The sequence below is a fragment of the Paucibacter sp. B2R-40 genome (genome assembly GCF_025717555.1).
In the GTDB taxonomy this organism is placed as follows: domain Bacteria; phylum Pseudomonadota; class Gammaproteobacteria; order Burkholderiales; family Burkholderiaceae_C; genus Paucibacter_A.
The window spans coordinates 39,835-60,940 of sequence record NZ_JAJIRP010000016.1 but is presented as its reverse complement, the minus strand read 5'-3'; the positions used below and the strand labels follow the sequence as shown (position 1 = coordinate 60,940).

The 21,106-nt window shown below is 63.0% G+C and carries 19 protein-coding genes; 13 read left to right on the top strand and 6 right to left on the bottom strand.

Features of this window, described 5'->3' with window-relative positions; all coding sequences use genetic code 11:
• Positions 1 to 70 precede the first annotated feature (70 nt).
• Entirely contained in the window at positions 71 to 1,000 is a 930-nt protein-coding gene (locus tag LNV09_RS23830) for a DUF3667 domain-containing protein (RefSeq protein ID WP_263559561.1), read from the top strand.
• Between the two features lie 74 nt (positions 1,001 to 1,074).
• Entirely contained in the window at positions 1,075 to 2,337 is a 1,263-nt protein-coding gene (locus LNV09_RS23825; RefSeq protein ID WP_263559560.1) for an esterase/lipase family protein, read from the top strand.
• A gap of 12 nt (positions 2,338 to 2,349) precedes the next feature.
• On the opposite strand, the gene prsT is transcribed toward LNV09_RS23825, so the two are convergent.
• The gene (prsT, locus tag LNV09_RS23820; protein ID WP_263559559.1) at positions 2,350 to 5,166 is read right to left on the bottom strand and encodes an XrtA/PEP-CTERM system TPR-repeat protein PrsT; all 2,817 of its coding nucleotides are present in this window, start codon (positions 5,164 to 5,166) and stop codon (positions 2,350 to 2,352) included.
• A gap of 104 nt (positions 5,167 to 5,270) precedes the next feature.
• Positions 5,271 to 6,926 (bottom strand): 3-(methylthio)propionyl-CoA ligase, encoded by a 1,656-nt coding sequence (locus LNV09_RS23815; RefSeq protein ID WP_263559558.1) that lies wholly within the window; start codon positions 6,924 to 6,926, stop codon positions 5,271 to 5,273.
• A gap of 203 nt (positions 6,927 to 7,129) precedes the next feature.
• Here LNV09_RS23815 and LNV09_RS23810 point away from each other — a divergent pair, with 203 nt between their 5' ends.
• From LNV09_RS23810 to LNV09_RS23785, 6 genes are all read left to right on the top strand, one after another.
• The gene (locus LNV09_RS23810) at positions 7,130 to 8,635 is read left to right on the top strand and encodes a protein adenylyltransferase SelO (protein ID WP_263559557.1); all 1,506 of its coding nucleotides are present in this window, start codon (positions 7,130 to 7,132) and stop codon (positions 8,633 to 8,635) included.
• The gene (msrB, locus tag LNV09_RS23805) at positions 8,632 to 9,054 is read left to right on the top strand and encodes a peptide-methionine (R)-S-oxide reductase MsrB (protein WP_263559556.1); all 423 of its coding nucleotides are present in this window, start codon (positions 8,632 to 8,634) and stop codon (positions 9,052 to 9,054) included. The genes LNV09_RS23810 and msrB overlap by 4 nt, the downstream gene beginning before the upstream one ends.
• Positions 9,055 to 9,100: 46 nt before the next feature.
• Positions 9,101 to 9,766 (top strand): septation protein A, encoded by a 666-nt coding sequence (locus LNV09_RS23800; protein ID WP_263559555.1) that lies wholly within the window; start codon positions 9,101 to 9,103, stop codon positions 9,764 to 9,766.
• A complete protein-coding gene (locus LNV09_RS23795; protein WP_263559554.1) occupies positions 9,763 to 10,038 on the top strand; it encodes a BolA family protein in 276 nt (91 codons plus the stop codon). Before LNV09_RS23800 ends, LNV09_RS23795 begins: the two co-directional genes overlap by 4 nt.
• 72 nt (positions 10,039 to 10,110) lie before the next feature.
• Positions 10,111 to 10,932 (top strand): peptidylprolyl isomerase, encoded by an 822-nt coding sequence (locus tag LNV09_RS23790; RefSeq protein WP_263559553.1) that lies wholly within the window; start codon positions 10,111 to 10,113, stop codon positions 10,930 to 10,932.
• Positions 10,933 to 11,078: 146 nt separating this feature from the next.
• Positions 11,079 to 11,645 (top strand): DUF2062 domain-containing protein, encoded by a 567-nt coding sequence (locus tag LNV09_RS23785; RefSeq protein ID WP_263559552.1) that lies wholly within the window; start codon positions 11,079 to 11,081, stop codon positions 11,643 to 11,645.
• Here the strand turns inward: LNV09_RS23785 and LNV09_RS23780 are convergent.
• Positions 11,642 to 12,313, bottom strand: coding sequence for an ABC transporter ATP-binding protein (locus LNV09_RS23780; protein WP_263559551.1), 672 nt, complete (start codon positions 12,311 to 12,313; stop codon positions 11,642 to 11,644). The two genes, LNV09_RS23785 and LNV09_RS23780, sit on opposite strands and share 4 nt — an antisense overlap.
• Positions 12,314 to 12,333: 20 nt before the next feature.
• Between LNV09_RS23780 and LNV09_RS23775 the strand changes: the two genes are divergently transcribed.
• A complete protein-coding gene (locus tag LNV09_RS23775; protein WP_263559550.1) occupies positions 12,334 to 12,984 on the top strand; it encodes an arylesterase in 651 nt (216 codons plus the stop codon).
• 41 nt (positions 12,985 to 13,025) lie between these two features.
• Here the strand turns inward: LNV09_RS23775 and LNV09_RS23770 are convergent, their stop codons facing one another.
• Positions 13,026 to 14,969 carry a DUF6600 domain-containing protein gene (locus tag LNV09_RS23770; protein ID WP_263559549.1) on the bottom strand — a complete coding sequence of 648 codons (1,944 nt, stop codon included), beginning with the start codon at positions 14,967 to 14,969 and terminating at the stop codon, positions 13,026 to 13,028.
• Between the two features lie 68 nt (positions 14,970 to 15,037).
• Entirely contained in the window at positions 15,038 to 15,574 is a 537-nt protein-coding gene (gene def / locus LNV09_RS23765) for a peptide deformylase (protein ID WP_263559548.1), read from the bottom strand.
• Between the two features lie 47 nt (positions 15,575 to 15,621).
• Between def and LNV09_RS23760 the strand changes: the two genes are divergently transcribed.
• The gene (locus LNV09_RS23760; RefSeq protein WP_263559547.1) at positions 15,622 to 16,578 is read left to right on the top strand and encodes an MBL fold metallo-hydrolase; all 957 of its coding nucleotides are present in this window, start codon (positions 15,622 to 15,624) and stop codon (positions 16,576 to 16,578) included.
• Positions 16,579 to 16,643: 65 nt separating this feature from the next.
• Here the strand turns inward: LNV09_RS23760 and LNV09_RS23755 are convergent, their stop codons facing one another.
• On the bottom strand, positions 16,644 to 17,651 hold the full coding sequence (locus tag LNV09_RS23755) for an NAD-dependent epimerase (RefSeq protein WP_263559546.1): 1,008 nt from the start codon (positions 17,649 to 17,651) through the stop codon (positions 16,644 to 16,646).
• A gap of 223 nt (positions 17,652 to 17,874) precedes the next feature.
• Between LNV09_RS23755 and wecB the strand changes: the two genes are divergently transcribed.
• The 3 genes from wecB to gmd all read left to right on the top strand — a co-directional run bounded on the left by wecB (position 17,875) and on the right by gmd (position 21,086).
• Entirely contained in the window at positions 17,875 to 18,981 is a 1,107-nt protein-coding gene (gene wecB, locus LNV09_RS23750) for a non-hydrolyzing UDP-N-acetylglucosamine 2-epimerase (RefSeq protein WP_263559545.1), read from the top strand.
• A 155-nt stretch (positions 18,982 to 19,136) separates the two neighbouring features.
• On the top strand, positions 19,137 to 19,877 hold the full coding sequence (locus LNV09_RS23745; RefSeq protein WP_263559544.1) for a WecB/TagA/CpsF family glycosyltransferase: 741 nt from the start codon (positions 19,137 to 19,139) through the stop codon (positions 19,875 to 19,877).
• An 87-nt stretch (positions 19,878 to 19,964) separates the two neighbouring features.
• Positions 19,965 to 21,086 (top strand): GDP-mannose 4,6-dehydratase, encoded by a 1,122-nt coding sequence (gmd, locus tag LNV09_RS23740; protein WP_263559543.1) that lies wholly within the window; start codon positions 19,965 to 19,967, stop codon positions 21,084 to 21,086.
• Positions 21,087 to 21,106 lie beyond the last annotated feature (20 nt).

Sequence of the window (21,106 nt, the reverse complement as noted above, 5' to 3'; positions counted from 1 at the left end):
CTGAATAGTGTGTAGGCGGTATGAACCCGGACACTCGATATGACGTTGCGTTTGCTCAGACAATCATGCGATGACTATCTTGCCGGGCCACAATGGCCAACCAACCCCCACACAGGATTGCTGCGCGAACTGCAGCACACCCTTCCCCGCTCCGCGGCCCAAGTTCTGCGGTGCCTGTGGTCAAGAATCGAACCTGCGTGCGCCGACGCTGCTGGAGTTCATGCAGCAATTCGGCGGCGCCTATATCTCGACCGAAGGGGCGCTGTGGCGCACGCTGTGGCGCCTGCTTTTGTTGCCGGGCCAGTTGACATTGGAATACCTGGCCGGAAGGCGGCGCCGCTATGTGCTGCCACTGCGCCTATACCTGACCATCAGCGTGCTGGCTTTATTGTCGTTGCGCCTGGTAGCCAGCAGCAAAATCGAAGCCAATGCCCCGGAGATCAAGGGCCCAAGCTCGTCCAAGGTCATTCAGTTGGAAGACGGCGACACCAAGAACATCCAAATCGGCGGGCTGGGCGGCTTCAAGGCCGGCTTGAAAGACGGCGTGTTCTTCTGCGACAAATTGCCCGAATCAATGTGCAAACGCCTGGAACACCGCCTAACGCTGGATCACGCCGGCATGGCCAAGGAGATGGTGCAGTTGTCCGAGCGGGCCCTGGGCAATATCGGCACCACCATGTTTGTACTGCTGCCCTGCTTTGCGCTCTGGTTGAAATTGATTTTTTGGGACAAGCGCATGCGCTACACCGAGCATCTGACGTTCGCGCTGCACCTGCACGCCTTCTGGTTTGTGATGGTGATGCTGCTGTTGATTCAATGGGAGCCCTTGTCGGCAATCGCCGGCACGGCCGCCCTGGTCTATCCCGTCATTGCCCTGCAGCGCGTCTACCGCTGCCGCTGGTGGAGCACCTTGCCGCGCGCCTTTGCACTCCTTGTACTCAACTTCAGCAGCATCGTTTTTGTGTTTTCCAGCTTCGCGGTGTTGACCCTGGTGAGTTGAATAGAGCGGCGCGTCTAGGTGGGTGGCCGCACAATCGAGCCTCCTTGCGACTTTTTATCGCCGGCCCAGCGAGCATGAACTCAAAGACTCCCAAGCGCACCGCCAAACATTTATTGCCTTCGGATCTGCGTGGCATCGCCCAACTGGGCAACCAAGCAACCGAGGGCATTGCACGCATTGTTGAAGGCGTGCATCAATCGATTTGGGATCGCCTCGGCGTTCCGGGCGGGCAGGTGGCCGGGCAAACGCGCGGCATCACCGGCCTGGCCTACAAAAGCGTGCACGGCGTCAATCGCCTGGTTGGGCTTGGCCTGCAAGCACTGTTGAAGCGACTCGAACCCATGTTGGCGTCCGGCACCGACAGCTCAACAGAAAGCCCGCAGCGAGCCGCCCTGCTGGCGGCCTTGAATGGCGTGATGGGCGACCACTTGCTGGCGACCCACAACCCCCTGGCCACGGCGATGAGCCTGCGCTGGCAAGGGAAGGTCTTGGACTGGCAAGACCTGCCGCCAAAGTTCGCCCCGAGCGGCAAGGTCTTGCTGCTGATCCACGGCCTGTGTATGAATGATCTGCAATGGCAAGCCGACAACAAGGGGCAGCCGGTCGATCACGGCCAGGCACTGGCCTTGGCGCTGGGCTACACCCCCATCTATCTGCGCTACAACTCGGGCCTGCACACCTCACAAAACGGCCGCGAGTTGGCGGCTCAATTGGAATTGCTGGCGCGGCATTGGCCGACTCCGCTCGAAGAAATCAGCATCGTCGCCCACAGCATGGGCGGCCTCTTGACGCGCAGTGCCTGCCATCTGGCGTCTGAACAGGGATCGAACTGGTTGCCTTTGTTGAAGAACATCGTCTTCCTGGGCACACCGCATCACGGCGCACCACTGGAGCGGGCCGGCAACTGGATCGATGTGCTCTTGGGCAGCACACCCTACACCGCGCCGCTGGCCAAGCTCGGTCATTTGCGCAGCGCCGGCATCACCGACCTGCGCCATGGTCATGTGCGCGACGAAGACTGGCAGGGCGACAATCGCTTCCACCGCCTGCCCGATCAACGCCTGATCACGCCGCTGCCGGCCAGCGTCAACTGCTTTGCGGTTGCGGCCACGATGGCAGCCAAACGAGGCGCGCTCGCCAACCGGCTGATCGGCGACGGCCTGGTGCCCTTGCACAGCGCCTTGGGCGAACACAGTGACCCGCGCCGTGATCTGGGCTTTGCCAAGTCAGAGCAACTGGTCTGTTACCGCATGAACCATATGGAGTTGCTCAGCAGCCCCTTGCTGACTCAGCAAATGCTGGACTGGTTGAAACCAGCCAAAATCGCCAAGACCTGAGGACGTTCTGAATCAGAGCGCACGCAGCAACTGCTGCACCTCGGCTTGGCCGCCGTACTGTTTGCCGGCCTTGGCCAGCCGTTGCAACTCGGCGCTGGCCTTGGTCTTGTCGCCGCTGGCCAAGTAGAGCTTGGCCAAACGCATGCGCATTTCATGGTTGTCAGGCTGCAAATCCAGCGCCTGGCTCTGCACCTCAATCGCCTTGGGCAATTGCTTTTCGGCCTCCAGCACCAAGGACAGGGTATCCAGGAACTCGGCTTGCTTGGGCAGCAGCTGATTGGCTTTCTCGATCAAAGGCAAGGCACCCGGTTTGCCCTGCTTCATCAGCAACCAAGCCATGTTGTTCAGTGCCGGGGCATTCTCGGGCTGCAACTTCAACACTGCGGCAAAGCGGGTTTCGGCCAGGGCCAACTGGCCTTGCAGCAATTCCTCTCCGCCCAGATAGAACTGAAACACCGCATCCTTGGGGTGGTCTTTGATCCAGCCGGCGGCAAATTTCTCGGCCTCGGCCTTGTTTGGAGTCAGCACCAGCGCATGATGCAATTTGCTGGCCACGCCGGCCGCCACATCGGCATTCGCCTCCGCGCCGGCCGCCAAGCTTTGCCGATAAGCTGATGCTGCACCGGCCCAGTCCTTCTGGGCCGCCAACACATCACCCTGCAGACTCAAGCCTGCCGGCTTGCCGGCCTCTTGCTTTTGCATCAAAGCGGCGCTGGCCAGGGCGCCCTTGTAGTCGGCCGCTGCCAACTGCACCTCGCCCAGTCGCTTGCGGGCGACCAGATAGTCGGGCGCCAAATCCAAAGCCCGCTTCAGACTGGCCGTGGCGTTAGGAAAATTCCTCAAGGACACATAGGCCTCGGCCAAGCGCATATGCGGCATCGGCGAGCGCGGCATCACCCGGGCCAGCGCATTGAATGATTCGGTCGCCTGGTTGTACTCACCCGCGAGCATGCGCACGCGGCCCTGCACCTCCAGCAATTCGGGCGCCTCGGGCAGCGCGGCGATGCCTTTTTGCGCCGCAATCTGGGCCGCCTTCAGGTCCCGGTTTTTCAGATGATGATCGACCAGGGCCACACGCGGCGCGGCGTCGGTGGGCTTGATCAACACGGCTTTCTCGATCAGCGCAAGGACTTCCTCTTTGCTTGCCCCGCCGATCTCCTTCAGCTCGGCCAAAGCCAGGTGGGCTTTGACGTTATCGGGCGCTGCCTTCAGCAAGGTCTCGAACCGCAGCTTGGCGGCATCGGGCTTTTTGTCGGCCATATCCAAAGACGCCAGCAAGGCGGCCGCCGGATAGAAACTCGGGTCCAAGGCCAAGGCCTTCTCGAAGTTGACGCGCGCGCCGGCCACATCCTTGCGGGCCAGCTGCACCAAGCCGCGCAGATTGGCAGCGATCGGGCGCTTCGGGCTCTTGCGCTCCAGCACATCAATGGCGGCCAAGGCCTTGTCCAGATCACGGCGCTGAAGGTGCGCGCGGATGATGGCGATATCGGCGACCGAGCTGGGGTCGCTGTCCGAAATTGCCTTCAGATCGGCCAAGATGTCCTCGGGCTTTGCGGTGGCCGCCTTGCCCAAGACCAGCTGGGTGCGGCTGCGGCTGTCCTTGGGGTTCAATTTGGCGGCTTGCGCGAAGTAGGTTTCGGCCTTCTTCGGATCGCCGTTTTGCAGATAGGCTTCGCCGGCCAGCGAATAGACTTGCGCATCGGGCGTGCCGTTCAAAAGCAGGGGCTGGATCGCCGTCACGGCCTTGGCAGGGCTGGACGTCAGCAGATAAATTTGCGTCAGCATGCGCCGCGGCGCCGACAAGTTAGGCGCCAGCTTCAACGCCTTGGCCAGCATTTCCTCGGCCGGGCCAAAAGACTTCAGCTCGTACTCGATCGCCCCGGCCAGTTGCAATGCCAATGGGCTTTCAGGCGCGAGCTTGACCAGCTCCTGGGCCGGGCCATGTCCGGCCGCGTAGTCTTTGCGGGAATATGCCAGCAGCGCCTCGAAGTAAAAAGCCTGCGGGTCTTTGGGCACCGCCTTCTTCAACCCCTCGAGATCGGCAGCAGCCTTGTCAAGCTCACCGGCCTCGATCCAATGATTGATCAGCCCCGCATGCGCTCCCAGATCCTTGGGATTCAAGACCAGCGCCTGCCGATAGGCTGCCACGCCCTCTGCGGCGTCCATGTCCTTGACGCCTTCGACCGCCGATTTGATGCCACCCAAGACGATATCGCCCTTGAGCCGCCAGGCTTCAGCCAGCGCGGGCTCGTTCTTGAGCAAGGCATCCAGGAGCTGCAGGGCGGCCGGCGCATCGCCGCCACGCAGCTTCAGGCGAACCTGCAGCAAGACGGCGGGCGCAAAGCCGGGCTTGGCCTGCAGCGCTTCTTGCAAGGCGGCTTCGCCCTTCTCCCGCGCGCCGGTCGCCTCATAGGCGGTCGCCAGCGAAGTTTTCAGGTCGGCTCTTGCCGCCGCGTCTGCCAGCTTGAATTCGCCGTAAAGCTCGATCATCGGCTTGTAGGCCTGCAGCGCCAGCTGCGCACGCGCCATCACCGGCGCGATCTGTGCGGCCTCAAACTTGGCGGCGATCGCCTTGCGCAACTCCACCTCGGCCGAGCGCGCGTCACCACTGTCCAAAAAGGCCTTGCCCAAGAGAAAACGCGCCTCGCCGGACTCCGGATTCTTCTGCAGTGCATTCTTCAACTGAATGATGGCCGTCTTGCTCTCGCCCTTGGACAAAGCCGTGCGGGCTGAGTTCATCAGACTGTCGTAGCCCTCCCCACCGCAGGCCACCAACAGGCAGGCCGAGAAAACAACGGGAGCAATTCGCTTGAGCAAAGAAGTTGTCATGGCGCCTGAGCAGGAGGGTGAGTGATGTGGTCGAAAAGTATAGGGCCAGGCACCCGCCAGACCAACCATCGCCCCCCTCTATGCCGTCAAGATTGCACGCTAGGTCAGGCCTGGGAGTCCGTCGGTAGGCGATGGGCTTTGAACTGCTCCCGCAATTTCAGCTTCTGCAGCTTGCCGGTGGCGGTGTGCGGCAACTCGGTGACGAACACCACATCGTCCGGAATCTGCCACTTGGCGATGCGGCCTTCGAAGAACTCCAACAGTTGCTCGGCCGTCAACTCGGCATCCGGCTTCTTGACCACCACCAGCAGCGGCCGTTCATCCCATTTCGGATGAGCGCAGGCTATCACCGCCGCCTCAAACACGGCGGGGTGAGCGACCGCAATGTTTTCCAGATCAATCGAGCTGATCCACTCGCCGCCTGACTTGATCACATCCTTGCTGCGATCGGTGATCTGCATGAAGCCCTGGGCGTCGATGGTGGCGACATCGCCGGTCGGGAACCAGCCCGGCTCACCTTCGACGCTGATCTGCGGTGACTCGGCATGGCCGTAGTAATGGCTGATCACCCAAGGCCCGCGCACCACCAGATTGCCGGCACTCGTACCGTCCCAAGGCAAGACCTGACCCTCGTCATCGATGATGGCCATATCAACCCCATAGATCGCGCGGCCCTGCTTGGCCAGCTGGCGGCGCTGCTGATCCTTGGGCAACTTCAACTGCGCTGCATTCAATTTGGCGGCTGTGCCCAGCGGCGACATCTCGGTCATGCCCCAGGCGTGGATCACATCGACGCCGTAGTCGTCTATCAGCGTTGCCATCATCGCCGGCGGGCAGGCCGACCCACCGATCACCGTGCGTTTGAAGCTGCTGAACTTCAGACCATGGGCCTTCACGTACGTCAGCAGCCCCAGCCAGATCGTCGGCACACCGGCGCTGAAGGTGACGCCCTCGCCTTCGAACAGCTCATACAGCGACTTGCCGTCCATATGCGGCCCCGGCATCACCAGCTTGCAGCCGACCATGGCACAGGCATAGGGCAGGCCCCAGGCATTGACATGGAACATCGGCACCACCGGCATCACCACATCGCGGGCGGAACAGTCCAGGGCGTCCGGCAGTGCCGCGGCAAAAGCATGCAGCACGCTCGAGCGGTGGCTGTAGACGGCGCCCTTGGGGTGGCCGGTCGTGCCCGAGGTGTAGCAGATGCTCGACGCCGTCTGCTCGTCAAACTCGGGCCAGACGTAGCGGCCGTCTTCGGCCTCGATCAGCTCTTCATAGCAAAGCAGGCCAGGCAGCGAGCTCTGCGCCGGCATATGGCTGCGATCAGTCATCAACACATAGTGCTTGATGCTGGGCAGTTGCGCTGCCAGCTTTTCCACCAGAGGCAGGAAGCTCAGATCAAAGCAGAGTACGCGGTCCTGCGCGTCATTGGCGATCCAGGTGATCTGCTCGGGGAACAGGCGCGGGTTGATGGTGTGGCAGACCAGGGCCGAGCCCGACACGCCGTAATAGATCTCCAGATGCCGGTAACCATTCCAGGCCAAGGTCGCGACGCGATCGCCTGGGGCGCAGCCCAAGCGGGCCAGCGCCTGCGCGAGTTGGCGCGCTCGCAGCTCCGCCGCGCGCCAGTTGTAGCGATGCAAATCGCCCTCGACCCGCTTGCTGACAATCTCGGTATCGCCCGCATGCCGAGCCGCATGCTTGAGCAGCGACGAAATCAGCAGCGGCATCGTCATCATCTGACCCATCAAAGCCATGTGTCTGTCTCCTGTTTGAGGCACCGGCGCAGGCGGCGCCAATTTACACATTCAGTCTAGGCCTGCCCACGCCAGCGCCATAGTCGCCGGTGTTACAGCTGCTTGGCAACGGCTCTAGGGGTATTCACCGTCCCGGCGGCGGCCTCTGCCGAGGCATTGCCCCTTCGACGGCAGTGCCCTGGCTCGCTGGCTACACTGCCCGAATGAACAGCCCTGCACCGCACGCCACCGTCTCAAGCTCGCCGCCGCCCACCGCTTGGCTGAACCGTTACGCCGCGCTGGGCGAGGCATTTCACACCGAGCTGCCTGCACAAGGCATGGCCAATCCGGTTTGGGTCGCGCGCAGCGCCGGCCTCGCCGCCGAGTTGGGCTGGCCCGCCGACTGGTGGCAGCGTGCCGACTGGCAGGCCTTGGACGTGCTCAGCGGCAATGCGGTCTGGCCCGGCATGCGCACGCTGGCCACGGTCTACAGCGGCCATCAATTCGGGGCCTGGGCCGGTCAGCTCGGCGACGGCCGCGCGCTGCTGCTGGGCGAGGTCGAAACCGCCGCCGGCACCATGGAGTTGCAACTCAAGGGCGCGGGCGCCACCCCCTACTCCCGCATGGGCGACGGCCGCGCGGTGCTGCGCTCGTCCATCCGCGAGTTCTTGTGCTCGGAAGCGATGGCAGGTTTGAGCATACCCACCACGCGGGCCTTGGCCATCACCGCCTCGGCGCTGCCGGTGCGACGCGAGACCTTGGAAACCGCGGCCGTGGTCACCCGCGTGGCGCCGAGCTTTATCCGCTTCGGCCATTTCGAACATTTCGCCCACACCCACCAGCATGCCGAGCTGCGCCAGCTGGCTGACTTCTTCATTCACCACCATGCGCCCGAATGCCTGGCCGCAGCCAAGCCCTATGTCGCACTGCTCGAGCGGGTGGTACGCCAGACCGCAGCCTTGATGGCCGACTGGCAGGCGGTCGGCTTCTGCCACGGCGTGATGAATACCGACAATATGTCCATGCTCGGGCTGACGCTGGACTACGGCCCGTTCGGCTTTATGGACGGCTTCGATCCGGGCCATGTCTGCAACCATTCCGACCATCAAGGCCGTTATGCCTACGCCCGCCAGCCGAATATCGGTTTTTGGAATCTGCATGCCTTGGCACAAGCGCTGCTGCCGCTGATGATTGATGCTGACCGCGACGGCGCGCCGCTATTGGCGGCATTGGATGTCTACAAAGCCGCCTTCCCGGCCGCCTTGATGCAGCGCATGCGCGCCAAACTGGGCCTGCTGACCGAACAGGCTCAGGACCAAGCGCTGCTTGACGACTGGCTCAAGCTGATGGCCGGGCCACGCGCCGATTTCACGCTGAGCTTCAGACGCTTGAGCTCGCTCACGCAAACCGACGACCCGGCCCAGCTGCGCGATCTCTTCATCGACCAAACCGCGCTGGCGCAGTGGCTGCAGCGCTACCGGGCCCGTTTGAGCCTTGAGAGCAGCGACGACGTGCAGCGTAGCCTGCGCATGCGCGCCGTCAACCCGGCTGTCGTGTTGCGCAATCACCTGGCCGAAGGCGCAATCCGGGCCGCGCAGGCCGGCGATTTCAGCGAAACCGAGCGGCTGCTGAAAGTTTTGCAACGCCCCTACGACGAACCTGAGCGCGCCTCGGACGCCGCCCTCCCGCCCGACTGGGCTCAAACTTTGGAAGTCAGCTGTTCATCATGAGCAAACCCATAGACGACAAGACCTACCCGGTCCAAAAAACCGACGCCGAGTGGCGCGCCCAGCTCGACCAGGAGCAATACGCGGTGGCCCGCCACGCCGCAACCGAACGCGCCTTCACCGGCAAATACTGGGATCACTTCGAGGCCGGCGCTTACAAATGCATAGGCTGCGGCACACCGCTGTTCGAGGCCGACACCAAGTTCGATGCCGGCTGCGGCTGGCCCAGCTATTTCGCCCCGGTCAATGCCGAGGTGATCGAGCGCGTGGTCGACCATGCCCACGGCATGGTGCGGGTTGAAGTGCGCTGTAACAAATGCGGCTCGCACCTGGGCCATGTTTTCCCCGACGGCCCCGAGCCGACTGGCGAGCGTTTTTGCATCAACTCGGCTGCGATAGACTTCACGCCCCAGCAGCCCTGATCGGCCGCTTCTCTGTCTCTCGCTTTCGGACCCGGCCGCGCTCTCCATGAAGCTTTTGCTCGATTTCTTGCCCTTGCTGCTGTTTTTCGGCACTTTCAAATATGCCGATGCGCACAAGGACTGGGCCGCCCAGTTCGCGACCGATAACTTCGGCTTCTTAGTCTCCGGCGGCAAGGTCGGCCCGGACGAAGCGGCTGTACTTTTGGCCACCGTGGTGGTGATGCTGGCCACCTTGACCCAGGCCTTGATCCTGAAGCTGCGCGGCAAGAAGATCGATTTGATGCTGTGGATCAGCCTGGGATTGGTTGTCACGCTGGGGGGAGCGACGATCTGGTTCCACAACGCCACCTTCATCAAATGGAAGCCCACTGGTCTGTACTGGGCGATGGCCACCGTGTTTTGGGCCTCGCAGGCTTTTTGGGGCAAGAACCTGATCAAGGCGATGCTGGGCGCGGAGCTGGAACTGCCCGACTTTGTCTGGAAGACGCTGAACCGCGCCTGGGTGTTGTTCTTTGCAGCACTCGGAGTGCTCAACATCTATGTGGCCTACAACTACTCCACCTCGGCCTGGGCCAATTTCAAGGCCTTCGGCACCACCGGGCTGATCTTGGTGTTCACCTTGGCGCAGGGCATTTACATGAGCCGCTACCTGCCTGAAGCCAAGCCCGACGCCGCACCCGAAGACGCCACCAAAGAAGGGGAAAAGCCATGAGCACGCCCAAAGCCAGCCTGACGGAGATGGAAGCGCGCTTGCTCGCCGGCCTGGAGCCCAGCGTCTTGAAGCTGCAAGACGACAGCCATCAACATGCCGGCCACGCCGGTGCCAAAGAAGGCGGGCATTACAGCCTGAGCATCGTCAGCGAGCGCTTCAAAGGCTTGGGCCGGGTGGCACGCCACCGGCTCGTATATCATTGTCTGGCAGAGTTGATGCAACAAGGCATCCATGCGCTGGCCATCGATGCCCGCGCACCGGATGAAATTTGAATCAAGCTGCCCGTATTGATCATGATGCGCCCTCACCGGCGCAATTTTTTTAGCCTCAACGATCGTTGCCTCATGAAGAAAAATTTGTTGGCCGCTGTGGCCCTGTCCGCTGCTCTGTTGCCGCTGGCCGCCAGCGCGCAAAATATCGCCGTCGTGAACGGCAAACCGGTGCCCAAGGCCCGCGCCGAGCTCCTGCTCACGCAAGTCACCAAGAGCGGCCAGCAGCAACGCACGCCTGAGTTGGAGACGCAGGTCAAAGACGAAGTCGTGTTGCGCGAGATCTTCATCCAGGAAGCCGAAAAGCGCGGCGTGCCCGCCAGCGCCGACTACAAGGCCCAGATGGAATTGGCCCGCCAGAGCATTCTGATCCGTGAGCTGTTTGCCGACTACGCCAAGAAGAACCCCGTCTCGGACGCCGAAGCGCAGGCCGAGTACGACAAGTTCAAGGCTCAGAACAGCGGCAAGGAATACCGCGCCCGCCACATCCTGGTGGAAAAAGAAGACGAAGCCAAAGCCCTGATCGCTCAGATCAAGGCCGGCGCCAAGTTTGAAGACCTGGCCACCAAGAACTCCAAAGACCCAGGCTCCGCCGCCAATGGTGGCGATCTGGACTGGGCCAATGGCAATAGCTATGTGAAGGAATTCACCGAAGCCTTGGCCCTGCTGCAAAAGGGTGAAATGACGCAAACGCCGGTCAAATCGCAGTTCGGCTTCCACATCATCCGCTTGGACGACAGCCGCGAAGCGCAATTCCCCGCCTTTGACGACGTCAAGCCGCAAATTGTCAAGCGCCTGGAACAGCAAAAGCTCGGCGCCTATCAGCAAGAGCTGAAGAGCAAGGCCAAGACCGATTACAAGTTCGCCAGCGCACCGCAAGGCGCGGCTCCGAACTGAGCGAGCATAGCATTTTGACTGCTGAGCAGTCTCAATAGCGGCTTGTAATTGCCGCTTGAGCTCCCACCTAGTCGAAACTGCTCAACCCGCGCAGCGCCTTCACCGGCAGCGCGGGTTTTTTTATATTTAGCCGCCGAAAGAATTGCGTGCCCGCTTCCCGTCTTGCCCGCCGCATCTTGCCCCACCCCGACACGCTGTCCCAAACCAGGGGCTTGAAGTGGCTGGGCCGCTACTTGGCGCCGCGGCCCTGGCTGTGGGTGGCGCATAGGCGCCGCGTCGCGATGGGCGTGGCCGTGGGTTTGGCCGCCGGCGTCATCCCGCTGCCAACGCAGATGGTGTTGGCCGCCTTGCTGGCCATCGTCTGCCGCGCCAATGTGGCCGCGGCAATAGCGGCCACCTGGTTGACCAACCCGCTGACCCTTGTGCCGATCTGGAGCTTGGCCATCGCCTTGGGTCGCATGGCCTCTGGCCATCACGGCCCTATCGCCACGCCGGAGATGCTGGCGCTTGAGTGGCAGCAGCCCGCGACCTGGTGGCCCTCGCTGTGGGCCTGGGTGCAGGCGCTGGGCGAGCCGCTGTTGATCGGCCTGCCCTTGGCCGGCTTGGTGCTGGGCGCGCTGGCCTATCTGGTGGTGTACTTCGGTTGGTGGGCGGTGATCAGGGGCGAGCGCTGGCGGCGCCTGCGCCAGCGGGCCCATGCCGCAAGAGCTTAGACCACCAGCGCGCCGGCTTCGATACGCAACTGGCGCTGACAGCGCTGCGCAATCAATGGATCATGCGTGACCAACACCAAGGTTGTGCCCGCTTCGCGGTTGAGCTCGAACATCAAGGCCATCACCGCCGCGCCGGTGGCGAAGTCCAGGCTGCCGGTGGGCTCATCGGCCAAGAGCAGGGCCGGCCGCATCACGAAGGCACGCGCCAGCGCCACCCGCTGCTGCTCGCCCCCCGAAAGCACGCGCGGGTAATGATTGAGCCGCTGTGACAAGCCGACCCGGCCCAGCATATGCGTCGCCGTTGCCCTGGCATCGCGGTCGCCGCGCAACTCCAGCGGCAGCATCACGTTTTCCAGCGCGTTCAAGTTGGGCAGCAGCTGAAAGCTCTGGAACACAAAGCCCAACTCGGCGCCGCGTACTGCCGCGCGCTGATCCTCGTTCAGTACAAACAAATCTTGCCCGCGCAGGCGCACGGTGCCGCTGCTGGGCGTATCCAAGCCGGCCAAAATCGCCAGCAAGGTACTTTTGCCCGAACCTGAAGCGCCGACGATGGCAACCGATTCCTGGGCGGCGAGATTGAACGAGATGTCATGCAGAATGGTCAGCTCGCCGGAAGCGTCTTGCACGCGTTTGCTGACCCGGTCGACTTCAACGATATTGACGGACATTGAGCGGAGATTTCCAAGTGATGACATCGAGACGGCGTGATTGCTGGGCGTACTTTAGCGCCTTGGCATTGGCTTGGTCTGTGCCGGGTCTTGCCGAGGCGGCAGCGGCCAAACCGGCGCCGCTGGTGCTGGTGGTCGGCGACAGCCTTTCGGCCGAATATGGCCTGGCGCGTGGTCAGGGCTGGGTGGCCTTGCTGGAGCAACGCCTCAAAGAAAAGAAAATGCCCCAGGCCGTGTTGAACGCCAGCATCAGCGGTGACACCACGGCCGGCGGACGCGCTCGACTAGGCGCCCTGTTGACCCAGCACCAGCCCAGCGTCGTCATCATTGAATTGGGCGGCAATGACGCGCTGCGCGGCCTGCCGCTGGCCGCCAGCCATGAAAACCTCACGGCCATGACGCGCGCGGCCAAAGCAGCCGGCGCGCGTGTCTTGCTGCTGGGCATGCAAGTGCCGCCGAATTACGGTGCCAGCTACGGGCGCGAATTCGCCGGCCTGTTCGAGCGGGTGGCCAAAGAAGAAAAGACCGCGCTGCTGCCCTTCTTGCTCAAGGGCGTGGCGGACCGGCCCGACGCCCTGGACTGGTTCCAGCCCGACCGCATCCACCCGCTGGCCAAGGCACATCCCTTCATGCTGGATCTGGTGTGGCCGAAATTGCAGCCCTTGCTATAAGCCTGCTTTGTATAGGCCTGCTTTGTTTAGGCCTGCTTTGATCAACGCTCGGCCTCGCCCCGGCGCCGCTCACCGCTAGCCCGCTCGCCGCCGGAGCGCTGGCCCTCCTCGGCGCGGTTGCGCCTGGGGCCGGCATCATCTTGGCGCTGCGGCTGCGCAGGCCGCTGAGCCTCGGGCTGCGGGCGCGGGGCTTGCATCTGGACCTGCGGCGGCGCCGCCGGTTCCACCGCACGCTGACGCTCGGCTTGGCGCTCTTGTTGCCGTTCTTGCGGCCGTTCTTGCTGACGCTCCACCGCACGCTCCCTCATCTGCTCCATCGCGCGGTCGGTCGCCTGGCGGACCTGCGATGGCGGCGGCGCGGCTTCTACGCGCTGCTGCTGCTGCTGTTGCTGTTGCTGCTGTTGCCGCTCGATCCGCTCCAAACGCTCAATTCGATCGGTGCGCTCTTGGCGCTGCGCCGAGGGCTGGCTTTCGCTGCGCTGCTCGGGCACAGTCACTGACCGCGCCGCCGAAGGCGGGCCGCTCGCATCCGGCAACTGCGGGCGGGCGCGCTCGCGCGCTGGGTCACGCATCTGACTTTGGGCCTGATCTCGCTCGCGTTCGCGTTCACGCTCGCGTCGCCCCAAATTTTCACTGCGCCAGGGCATATCCGCGGGGGCTGGCTTGACCTGCGCCTCGACGGCGCTGCGCGCCGGCAAGACCGCCATCAAATCATTGCGAGCCGGCGCCGTCGGCATCGGCCGCACCGGCCGCACCTCGCCGACCGGCATCGCCCGCACCGGCCCGCCCTGCCCGGGCAAATAGCTGACCGCGCCGACCACATCACGGTTGCTGTGCGGGCGCTTCACGGTGACCGGATCGGGGTCGATATTGATGCGGTGAATGTGCGAAGGGCTGTGCCGGTAGGGCGGCACATAGATCTCGCGCGGGCCGAGCGGATACCAGCCGTAGTAGGGCCGGTTGTTATAGCCATAGCCGCCGCCAACCCCGACCGAGACCCCGCCCACCCAGGCCACCAAGGCCGGCGCATAGACCGGGTTGACGACATAACTACCCGGCGCCCAGACCCAACGCCCGCCATAAGTCACCCAGCGCCCATAGTGAAACGGTGCATAGCCCCAGGGCGCATCGTCCACCCAGGTCCAGCCCCAGTGGCGCGACCAGGCCCAATGGCCATAGCGGTAAGGCGCCCAGTCAACCGCCACCGCCGTCGGGATCCAGACATTGCCATATTCGCTCGACGACTCCCAGCGGCCATGGCGGTCCAGCTCGTCGGCGCCGGTCATCTCGGGCGAGACATAGCGCTGGCTGACGCCGGAGGCAAAGCGATCCCCTTCGGCACGGCTTTGCGCCAGCAGCCATTCGCCAAAGCTGTCGCTGCCCAAGCGCTGGCGCTCAGTGCGCGGGCCGCCGGCCCACCAAAATTCAGCTTGCTCGCCGTTCTGCAGCCACACCGGCTGGCTGCCTTCGCCACGCTCAAACTCAAAGCGCAGGCGCCCCTTGAAGGCGAAGCCACGGCTGCCTCGGTCCATCTGTTCGACCCGGTACATGCCCTGCTGTTCGGCGTAGAAGCGCCCTTCGCGGGTCTGCACCTTGTACTCACTGACGGCCGCTTGCGAGCGCAGGCTCAGGCCCATATCCCCCTTGGCCAACATCAGCAACACGCGACCTTCATCGAGTTGGCTGAATTCCAGGTCACTGCGCTCGTCCAGCCACATGCTGGTCGAGCCCACCGTCAGGCTGACGCGGGCGCGCTCATCGGTGCGCAGGCGGTCGCCCTCGGCAACGGTCTGGTTGCGCGTCACCCGCACCCATTCCTTGCTGTCGGCGTCAAACAGCCAGGCGTCGCCGATGACTTCGGAAACGCGCCCGGCACGCGCCGGGGGGTCGCCATCGGCGGCCTGAGCCGCCCTGATGGGCGCGGCCAACAGACCGATCAAGATCAGGGCGGGGACAAAAATTCGTTTCAATGCGGCGGCAAGCATGGGGTGCTCCTTCAGTGCAAGCTCAACGTTCGAGATGGCACCCAAGCCGACCTGCTTTACAAACTATTTCAATCGTCGGCGTTCGGGTCCATGTCGGGGAACAGCACCGAGGTGAAGCCAAAGCGGCTGAAGTCCTTGATACGCGAGGGGTACAAGACACCGACAAGATGGTCGCACTCATGCTGGACGACGCGGGCATGGAAGCCATCCGCCTCGCGCTCGATCGGCTGCCCGTCGGCATCAAAGCCGCTGTAGCGCAGGCGCTCGAAGCGTTCGACCACGCCGCGCAGGCCCGGCACCGACAAGCAGCCCTCGAAGCCTTCCACCATCTCGTCCGAGAGCGGCGTGACGACCGGGTTGATCAAGACGGTGGGCGGCACCGGCGGCGCTTCCGGGTAGCGCTCATTGCTCTGGAAGCCAAATATCACCAGTTGCAGATCAACCCCGATCTGCGGCGCCGCCAGTCCGGCGCCGTTGGCGGCCTTCATGGTCTCGAACATATCTTTGATCAGCGCCTTCAACTCAGGGGTGCCGAACTCGGTCACCGGCTTGGCCACGCGCAACAAGCGCGGGTCACCCATTTTCAAAATCTCATGTACGGCCATGGCTGTCGTCCTCTGCGCTATCGTTGGCGCATTCTAAGGAGACACTTGTGCAGCCTGACTACCTCGAACCACTCGGCCACGGCATTTACGCCATCGACACCGGTTTTCAGCGCCCGCGCTTTGACGCTGCCTATTTGATGGTCGAAAACGGCCGCGCCGCCTTCATCGACACCGGCACCAACCACGCCGTGCCGCGCCTGCTGAAGGCGCTCGACCATCTGGGCCTGGCGCCGTCCGCCGTCGATTGGGTGATCCCCACGCACGTGCACCTGGACCATGCCGGCGGCGTCGGGCTCTTGATGCAGTCGCTGCCACAGGCCAAGCTGCTGGTGCATCCGCGCGGCCTGCGCCATATGGTCGACCCCTCAGCCTTGTTCGAGGGCGCCTTGGCCGTCTACGGCATGGCCGAAATGCAGCGTTCCTACGGCGAGCTGCAGCCGGTGCCGGCCGAGCGGGCGCAAGCCAGCATGGATGGGCAAACGATAGCGCTGGGCGGCCGCCCGCTCTTGTTGATCGACACCCCCGGCCACGCCCGCCACCACCACTGCATCTGGGACGCGCGCAGCCGGGGCTGGTTCACCGGCGACACCTTTGGCCTGAGCTACCGTGAGTTCGACACGGCGGCGGGCGAATGGCTGCTGCCCACCAGCACGCCGGTGCAGTTCGACCCGCAGGCCTTGCGCGCTTCGGTGCTGCGGCTGATGAGTTTTGAGCCGCAGGCGATGTATCTGACGCACTATGGCCGCATCGGCTTCGACCAGCAGGATCTGCCGCGCCTGGCCGCGCTGCTGCTGGCGCAGGTGGACGAGATGGAGGCCTTGGGACTTCAGCTGCGAGACGCGCCGGATCGGCATCAGCAGCTGAAAGCCGGCCTGCGGGAGATCTACTTACGCCGCCTGCAGGCGCATGGTTGCCAATTGGCACCAGCGCAGCAGGCCGCGCTGCTGGAGATGGACATTGAGCTCAATGCCCAGGGGCTGGCGGTGTGGCTGGACAAGGCCTAACCCGCGATTCAAGAACATCCGACCTAGGGCGCATGGCGGTCGCGCCGTAGGCAGTTGTCAGCCGATCAAACCTTGTAGTAATCCCGGTACCAGGCCACAAACTTGGCCACGCCGTCCGGCACCGGCATGGCCGGGCGGAAGTCGGTCCAGGCGGCCAGTTCCTCCACGTCGGCATGCGTGGCCGGCACATCGCCGTCTTGCAGCGGCATGTAGTTCTTCTCGGCCACTTTGCCCACGGCGGCTTCAATCGCCTCGATGAATTCCATCAGCTTGATGGGCGCATGGTTGCCGATATTGAACACACGATACGGCGCGTTCGAATGCGCCGGGTCGCTCTTCATCGCGTCATAGCCCGGCTCCGGCGTCGCCACCCGGTCCAGCACGCGCAGCACGCCCTCGGCGATGTCATCCACATAGGTGAAGTCGCGCACCATATTGCCGTGGTTGAACACATTGATAGGCTTGCCGTCGATGATGGCCTTGGTGAACAAGAACAGCGCCATGTCCGGCCGGCCCCAGGGCCCGTAGACGGTGAAGAAGCGCAGGCCGGTGGTCGGCAGGCGGAACAGATGGCTGTAGGTGTGCGCCATCAGCTCATTGGCCTTCTTGGTCGCCGCGTACAGGCTGACGGGGTGATCCACGCTGTGATGCTCGGAGAAAGGCATCAGCGTGTTGCCGCCGTAGACACTGGAGCTTGAGGCATAGGCCAGGTGCTCGACCTTGTTGTGGCGGCAGCCTTCCAGGATATTGGTGAAGCCGACGATATTGCTCTCGATGTACGCGTGCGGGTTCTCGATCGAATAGCGCACGCCGGCTTGCGCGGCCAGATGCACCACGCGGTCAAACTTCTCGGTCGCGAACAGCTGGGCGATGCCTTCCTTGTCGGCCACGTCCATCTTGACGAAGCTGAAACCCTTCAGCGGCGTCAGCCGAGCCAAGCGGTCAGCTTTGAGCTGCGGGTCGTAATAGTCGTTGAGGTTGTCCAGGCCCACCACTTGGTCGCCGCGCGCCAACAGCAGTTGGCTGACATGCATGCCGATAAAGCCGGCCGCGCCGGTAACGAGTACTTTCACGGATGTGATCTCCTGGGGGATGGTCTGGAATTCGAGGCTTGCTTGCAGCCAAGCGCCCGGCATTCTCGCCCAAGCCCATGCCGGCATTGGGCCTCGCATGCGAAAAGCCCAGTCCACTGCCGTGACGGCCTTCACGGCAATCACCTGCTGGCTTCAACAGAACTGCCTTTTTCGCCCCCTAGAATGCGCCACCCCAGCAGCATCTATCCGCGAGAACCCAGCCATGACCAAGCCTTGCATTCACCTGATCGCCGGCGCGCGCCCCAATTTCATGAAAATCGCCCCCATCGTGCGGGCGCTGCAAGCTGACGGCCGCCTGGCCTGGAAGATCATCCACACCGGCCAGCATTACGACCGCGATATGAATGAGGTGTTCTTTGAAGAGCTCGGCATCCCCGCCCCCGATGTGCGCCTGGGCTGCGGCGGCGGCACCCATGCCGAGCAGACCGGCAAGATCATGGTCGCCTATGAAGCCTTGATCGCCGCCGACAAACCGGCTGCCTGCCTGGTGGTCGGTGACGTCAACTCCACCGCCGCCTGCTCCATCGTCGCCAAGAAGGCCTGCGTGCCCGTCGCCCACGTTGAAGCCGGCCTGCGCAGCGGCGATATGTCCATGCCCGAGGAAATCAACCGCCTCGTCACCGACGCCATCACCGACTGGTTCTTCGTCACCGAGCCCAGCGCCACCGAACACCTGCGTCGCGAAGGCCGCGACATGAGCGTGGTCTATGACGTGGGCCATGTGATGGCCGACAACGTGCTGTTCCAGGCCCACAAGCTGCAAACCACCGACACCACCGGCTTCGAGACCGACGCCTTCAAGCGCCAGCATGCCCGCTACGGCGTCGTCACCCTGCACCGCCCCAGCAATGTGGACAGTGCGGAAGCGCTGGAGCGCATTGCCACCGTGCTGCGCGCGGTCTCGCCCGAGCTGCCGCTGGTCTTCCCGGTCCACCCGCGCACCCGCGCCAATATCGAGAAATTCGGCGTCAACCTCGGCGCCAATGTCACCCTGATGGGCCCACAGGCCTATATGTCCTTCCTGCATCTGTGGAAAGACGCGGTCGTGGTGCTGACCGACAGCGGCGGCCTGCAAGAAGAAACCACCGCGCTGGGTGTCGCCTGCATCACCATGCGCGAAAACACCGAGCGGCCCATCACCGTGGACGAAGGCAGCAATGTCTTGGCCGGCACCGACCCCGCCGTCATCATCCCGTTGGCGCTGGACACGATCAAAAACGGCGGCAAAAAAGGCCGCCGCCCGGCCCTGTGGGACGGCAAATCGGCCGAGCGGATCGTGGCGATCTTGGCGGAGAAGCTGGGGGCTTGAAGCGCCTGAATTCGAGAGGCGGGCTCGCCAGGCCGGGTGCCGCCGCTTGGATCAATGAGCGCAATACTCAAGCGGACATATTCGCCGCCTAGAATCGCGCGCTGACCCTAAGCTGCCATCGTCCCGCCTCGTCAATTTCTCCCAAGCACTCACACATGACCCGCCAAAGCATTCAAATGATGGGCTGCACCATCGACAACCTGACGATGGCCGAAACGGTGCAAACCATCGAGGGCTTCATCAAAAGCGGCAAGCCGCATCAACATGTCGTCGTCAATGTCGACAAGTTGGTCAAGGCCCAGCAGGACCCCGAACTGCGCCAAATCATCAATGACTGTGCGCTGATCAACGCCGACGGCATGCCCGTCGTCTGGGCCTCGCGCCTGCTGGGCAAGCCACTGAAGGAGCGCGTAGCCGGGGTTGATTTGTTCGAGGCCTTAATGGCTGGCGCGGCCGACAAAGGCTGGCGCGTCTACCTGCTCGGCGCCAAAGAAGAAATCGTCTCACGCGTGCGCGATATCTACGCTCACAAATACCCCAAGCTGGTGTTTGCCGGCTATCGCAACGGCTACTGGAAGCCGGAGGAAGAAGCCGGCGTGGTGGCGCAAATTGCGGTGGCAAAAGCCGACCTACTGTTTGTTGCCATCAGCTCGCCCAAGAAAGAGCAATTCCTCGGCGCCTATCAATCGCAGATGAAGATTCCCTTCGCCATGGGCGTGGGAGGCACCTTTGACGTAGCGGCCGGCAAGGTCAAGCGCGCGCCGGTGTGGATGCAGAAAACCGGGCTGGAGTGGTTCTACCGCTTCCTGCAAGAGCCGCGGCGCATGTTCAGGCGCTATTTCATCGAAGACATGGCGTTCTTTGGATTGCTGCTGAAGGAATGGCGGCAGCGCTAAGCGCCTGATAACTGAGCCCATCGATAATGCACAAAAATTCTGCTGCTTTGAAGCGACAGGCCGAATACTCAACCTAAATATAGAAATATGACTACGAAGAAGATCGCGCTCATCACCGGCGTAACCGGCCAAGACGGCGCCTACCTGGCTGAACTGCTGCTCTCCAAGGGCTATGAAGTCCACGGCATCAAGCGCCGCTCGTCATCGTTCAATACCGACCGCATCGACCATCTGTACCAAGATCCGCATGTCGACAAGAAGAACTTCACCCTGCATTACGGTGACCTGACCGACAGCAGCAACCTGATCCGCATCATCCAGCTGGTACAGCCAGACGAAATCTACAACCTCGGCGCGATGAGCCATGTGGCCGTTAGCTTCGAGAGCCCCGAGTACACGGCCGACGCTGACGGCATGGGCACGCTGCGCATCCTGGAAGCGATCCGCATCCTGGGCCTGGAGAAGAAGACTCGCTTTTACCAAGCCTCGACCTCCGAGCTGTATGGCCTGGTGCAAGAAATCCCCCAAAAGGAAACCACGCCCTTCTACCCGCGCAGCCCCTACGCCGTGGCCAAGATGTACGCCTACTGGATCACGGTCAACTACCGTGAGGCCTACGGCATCTACGCCTGCAACGGCATCTTGTTCAACCACGAGAGCCCTCTGCGCGGCGAGACCTTTGTGACCCGCAAGATCACCCGCGCAGTCTCGCGCATCGCGCTAGGCCTGCAAGACTGCTTGTACCTCGGCAACATGAGCGCGCTGCGCGACTGGGGCCATGCCCGCGACTACGTGCTGATGCAATGGATGATGCTGCAGCAAGAAGTGGCCGAAGACTTCGTCATCGCCACCGGCGTGCAGTACAGCGTGCGCCAGTTTGTCGAGTTTGCTGCACTTGAGTTGGGCATCACCATCGCCTTCACCGGCGAAGGCGCTGACGAGATCGGCACCGTGGCATCTGTGACCGGCGACAAGGCCAAGTGCAAGGTCGGCGATGTGATCGTCAAGGTTGACCCGCGCTACTACCGTCCGACCGAAGTCGAAACCCTCTTGGGCGACCCAACCAAGGCCAAAGAAAAACTCGGCTGGGTGCCCACCACCACGTTGCGTGAATTGGTGGCCGAAATGGTCGAGGCCGACTACACCTCGGCGCGCCGCGACAGCCTGGTAAAAATGGCTGGATTCAAAGCTTACGACTACAACGAGTAAGCTGTAACGGGCGACACCGA

Bases quoted from the DNA above. Each gene is read 5' to 3' on its own strand.
- LNV09_RS23810 (WP_263559557.1), top strand. From the start codon at position 7,130: ATGAACAGCCCTGCACCGCACGCCACCGTCTCAAGCTCGCCGCCGCCC.
- LNV09_RS23770 (WP_263559549.1), bottom strand. From the start codon at position 14,969: ATGCTTGCCGCCGCATTGAAACGAATTTTTGTCCCCGCCCTGATCTTG.
- LNV09_RS23795 (WP_263559554.1), top strand. From the start codon at position 9,763: ATGAGCACGCCCAAAGCCAGCCTGACGGAGATGGAAGCGCGCTTGCTC.
- prsT (WP_263559559.1), bottom strand. From the start codon at position 5,166: ATGACAACTTCTTTGCTCAAGCGAATTGCTCCCGTTGTTTTCTCGGCC.
- LNV09_RS23800 (WP_263559555.1), top strand. From the start codon at position 9,101: ATGAAGCTTTTGCTCGATTTCTTGCCCTTGCTGCTGTTTTTCGGCACT.
- gmd (WP_263559543.1), top strand. From the start codon at position 19,965: ATGACTACGAAGAAGATCGCGCTCATCACCGGCGTAACCGGCCAAGAC.
- def (WP_263559548.1), bottom strand. From the start codon at position 15,574: ATGGCCGTACATGAGATTTTGAAAATGGGTGACCCGCGCTTGTTGCGC.
- LNV09_RS23825 (WP_263559560.1), top strand. From the start codon at position 1,075: ATGAACTCAAAGACTCCCAAGCGCACCGCCAAACATTTATTGCCTTCG.
- LNV09_RS23745 (WP_263559544.1), top strand. From the start codon at position 19,137: ATGACCCGCCAAAGCATTCAAATGATGGGCTGCACCATCGACAACCTG.
- msrB (WP_263559556.1), top strand. From the start codon at position 8,632: ATGAGCAAACCCATAGACGACAAGACCTACCCGGTCCAAAAAACCGAC.
- wecB (WP_263559545.1), top strand. From the start codon at position 17,875: ATGACCAAGCCTTGCATTCACCTGATCGCCGGCGCGCGCCCCAATTTC.
- LNV09_RS23790 (WP_263559553.1), top strand. From the start codon at position 10,111: ATGAAGAAAAATTTGTTGGCCGCTGTGGCCCTGTCCGCTGCTCTGTTG.
- LNV09_RS23780 (WP_263559551.1), bottom strand. From the start codon at position 12,313: ATGTCCGTCAATATCGTTGAAGTCGACCGGGTCAGCAAACGCGTGCAA.
- LNV09_RS23775 (WP_263559550.1), top strand. From the start codon at position 12,334: ATGACATCGAGACGGCGTGATTGCTGGGCGTACTTTAGCGCCTTGGCA.
- LNV09_RS23830 (WP_263559561.1), top strand. From the start codon at position 71: ATGACTATCTTGCCGGGCCACAATGGCCAACCAACCCCCACACAGGAT.
- LNV09_RS23815 (WP_263559558.1), bottom strand. From the start codon at position 6,926: ATGGCTTTGATGGGTCAGATGATGACGATGCCGCTGCTGATTTCGTCG.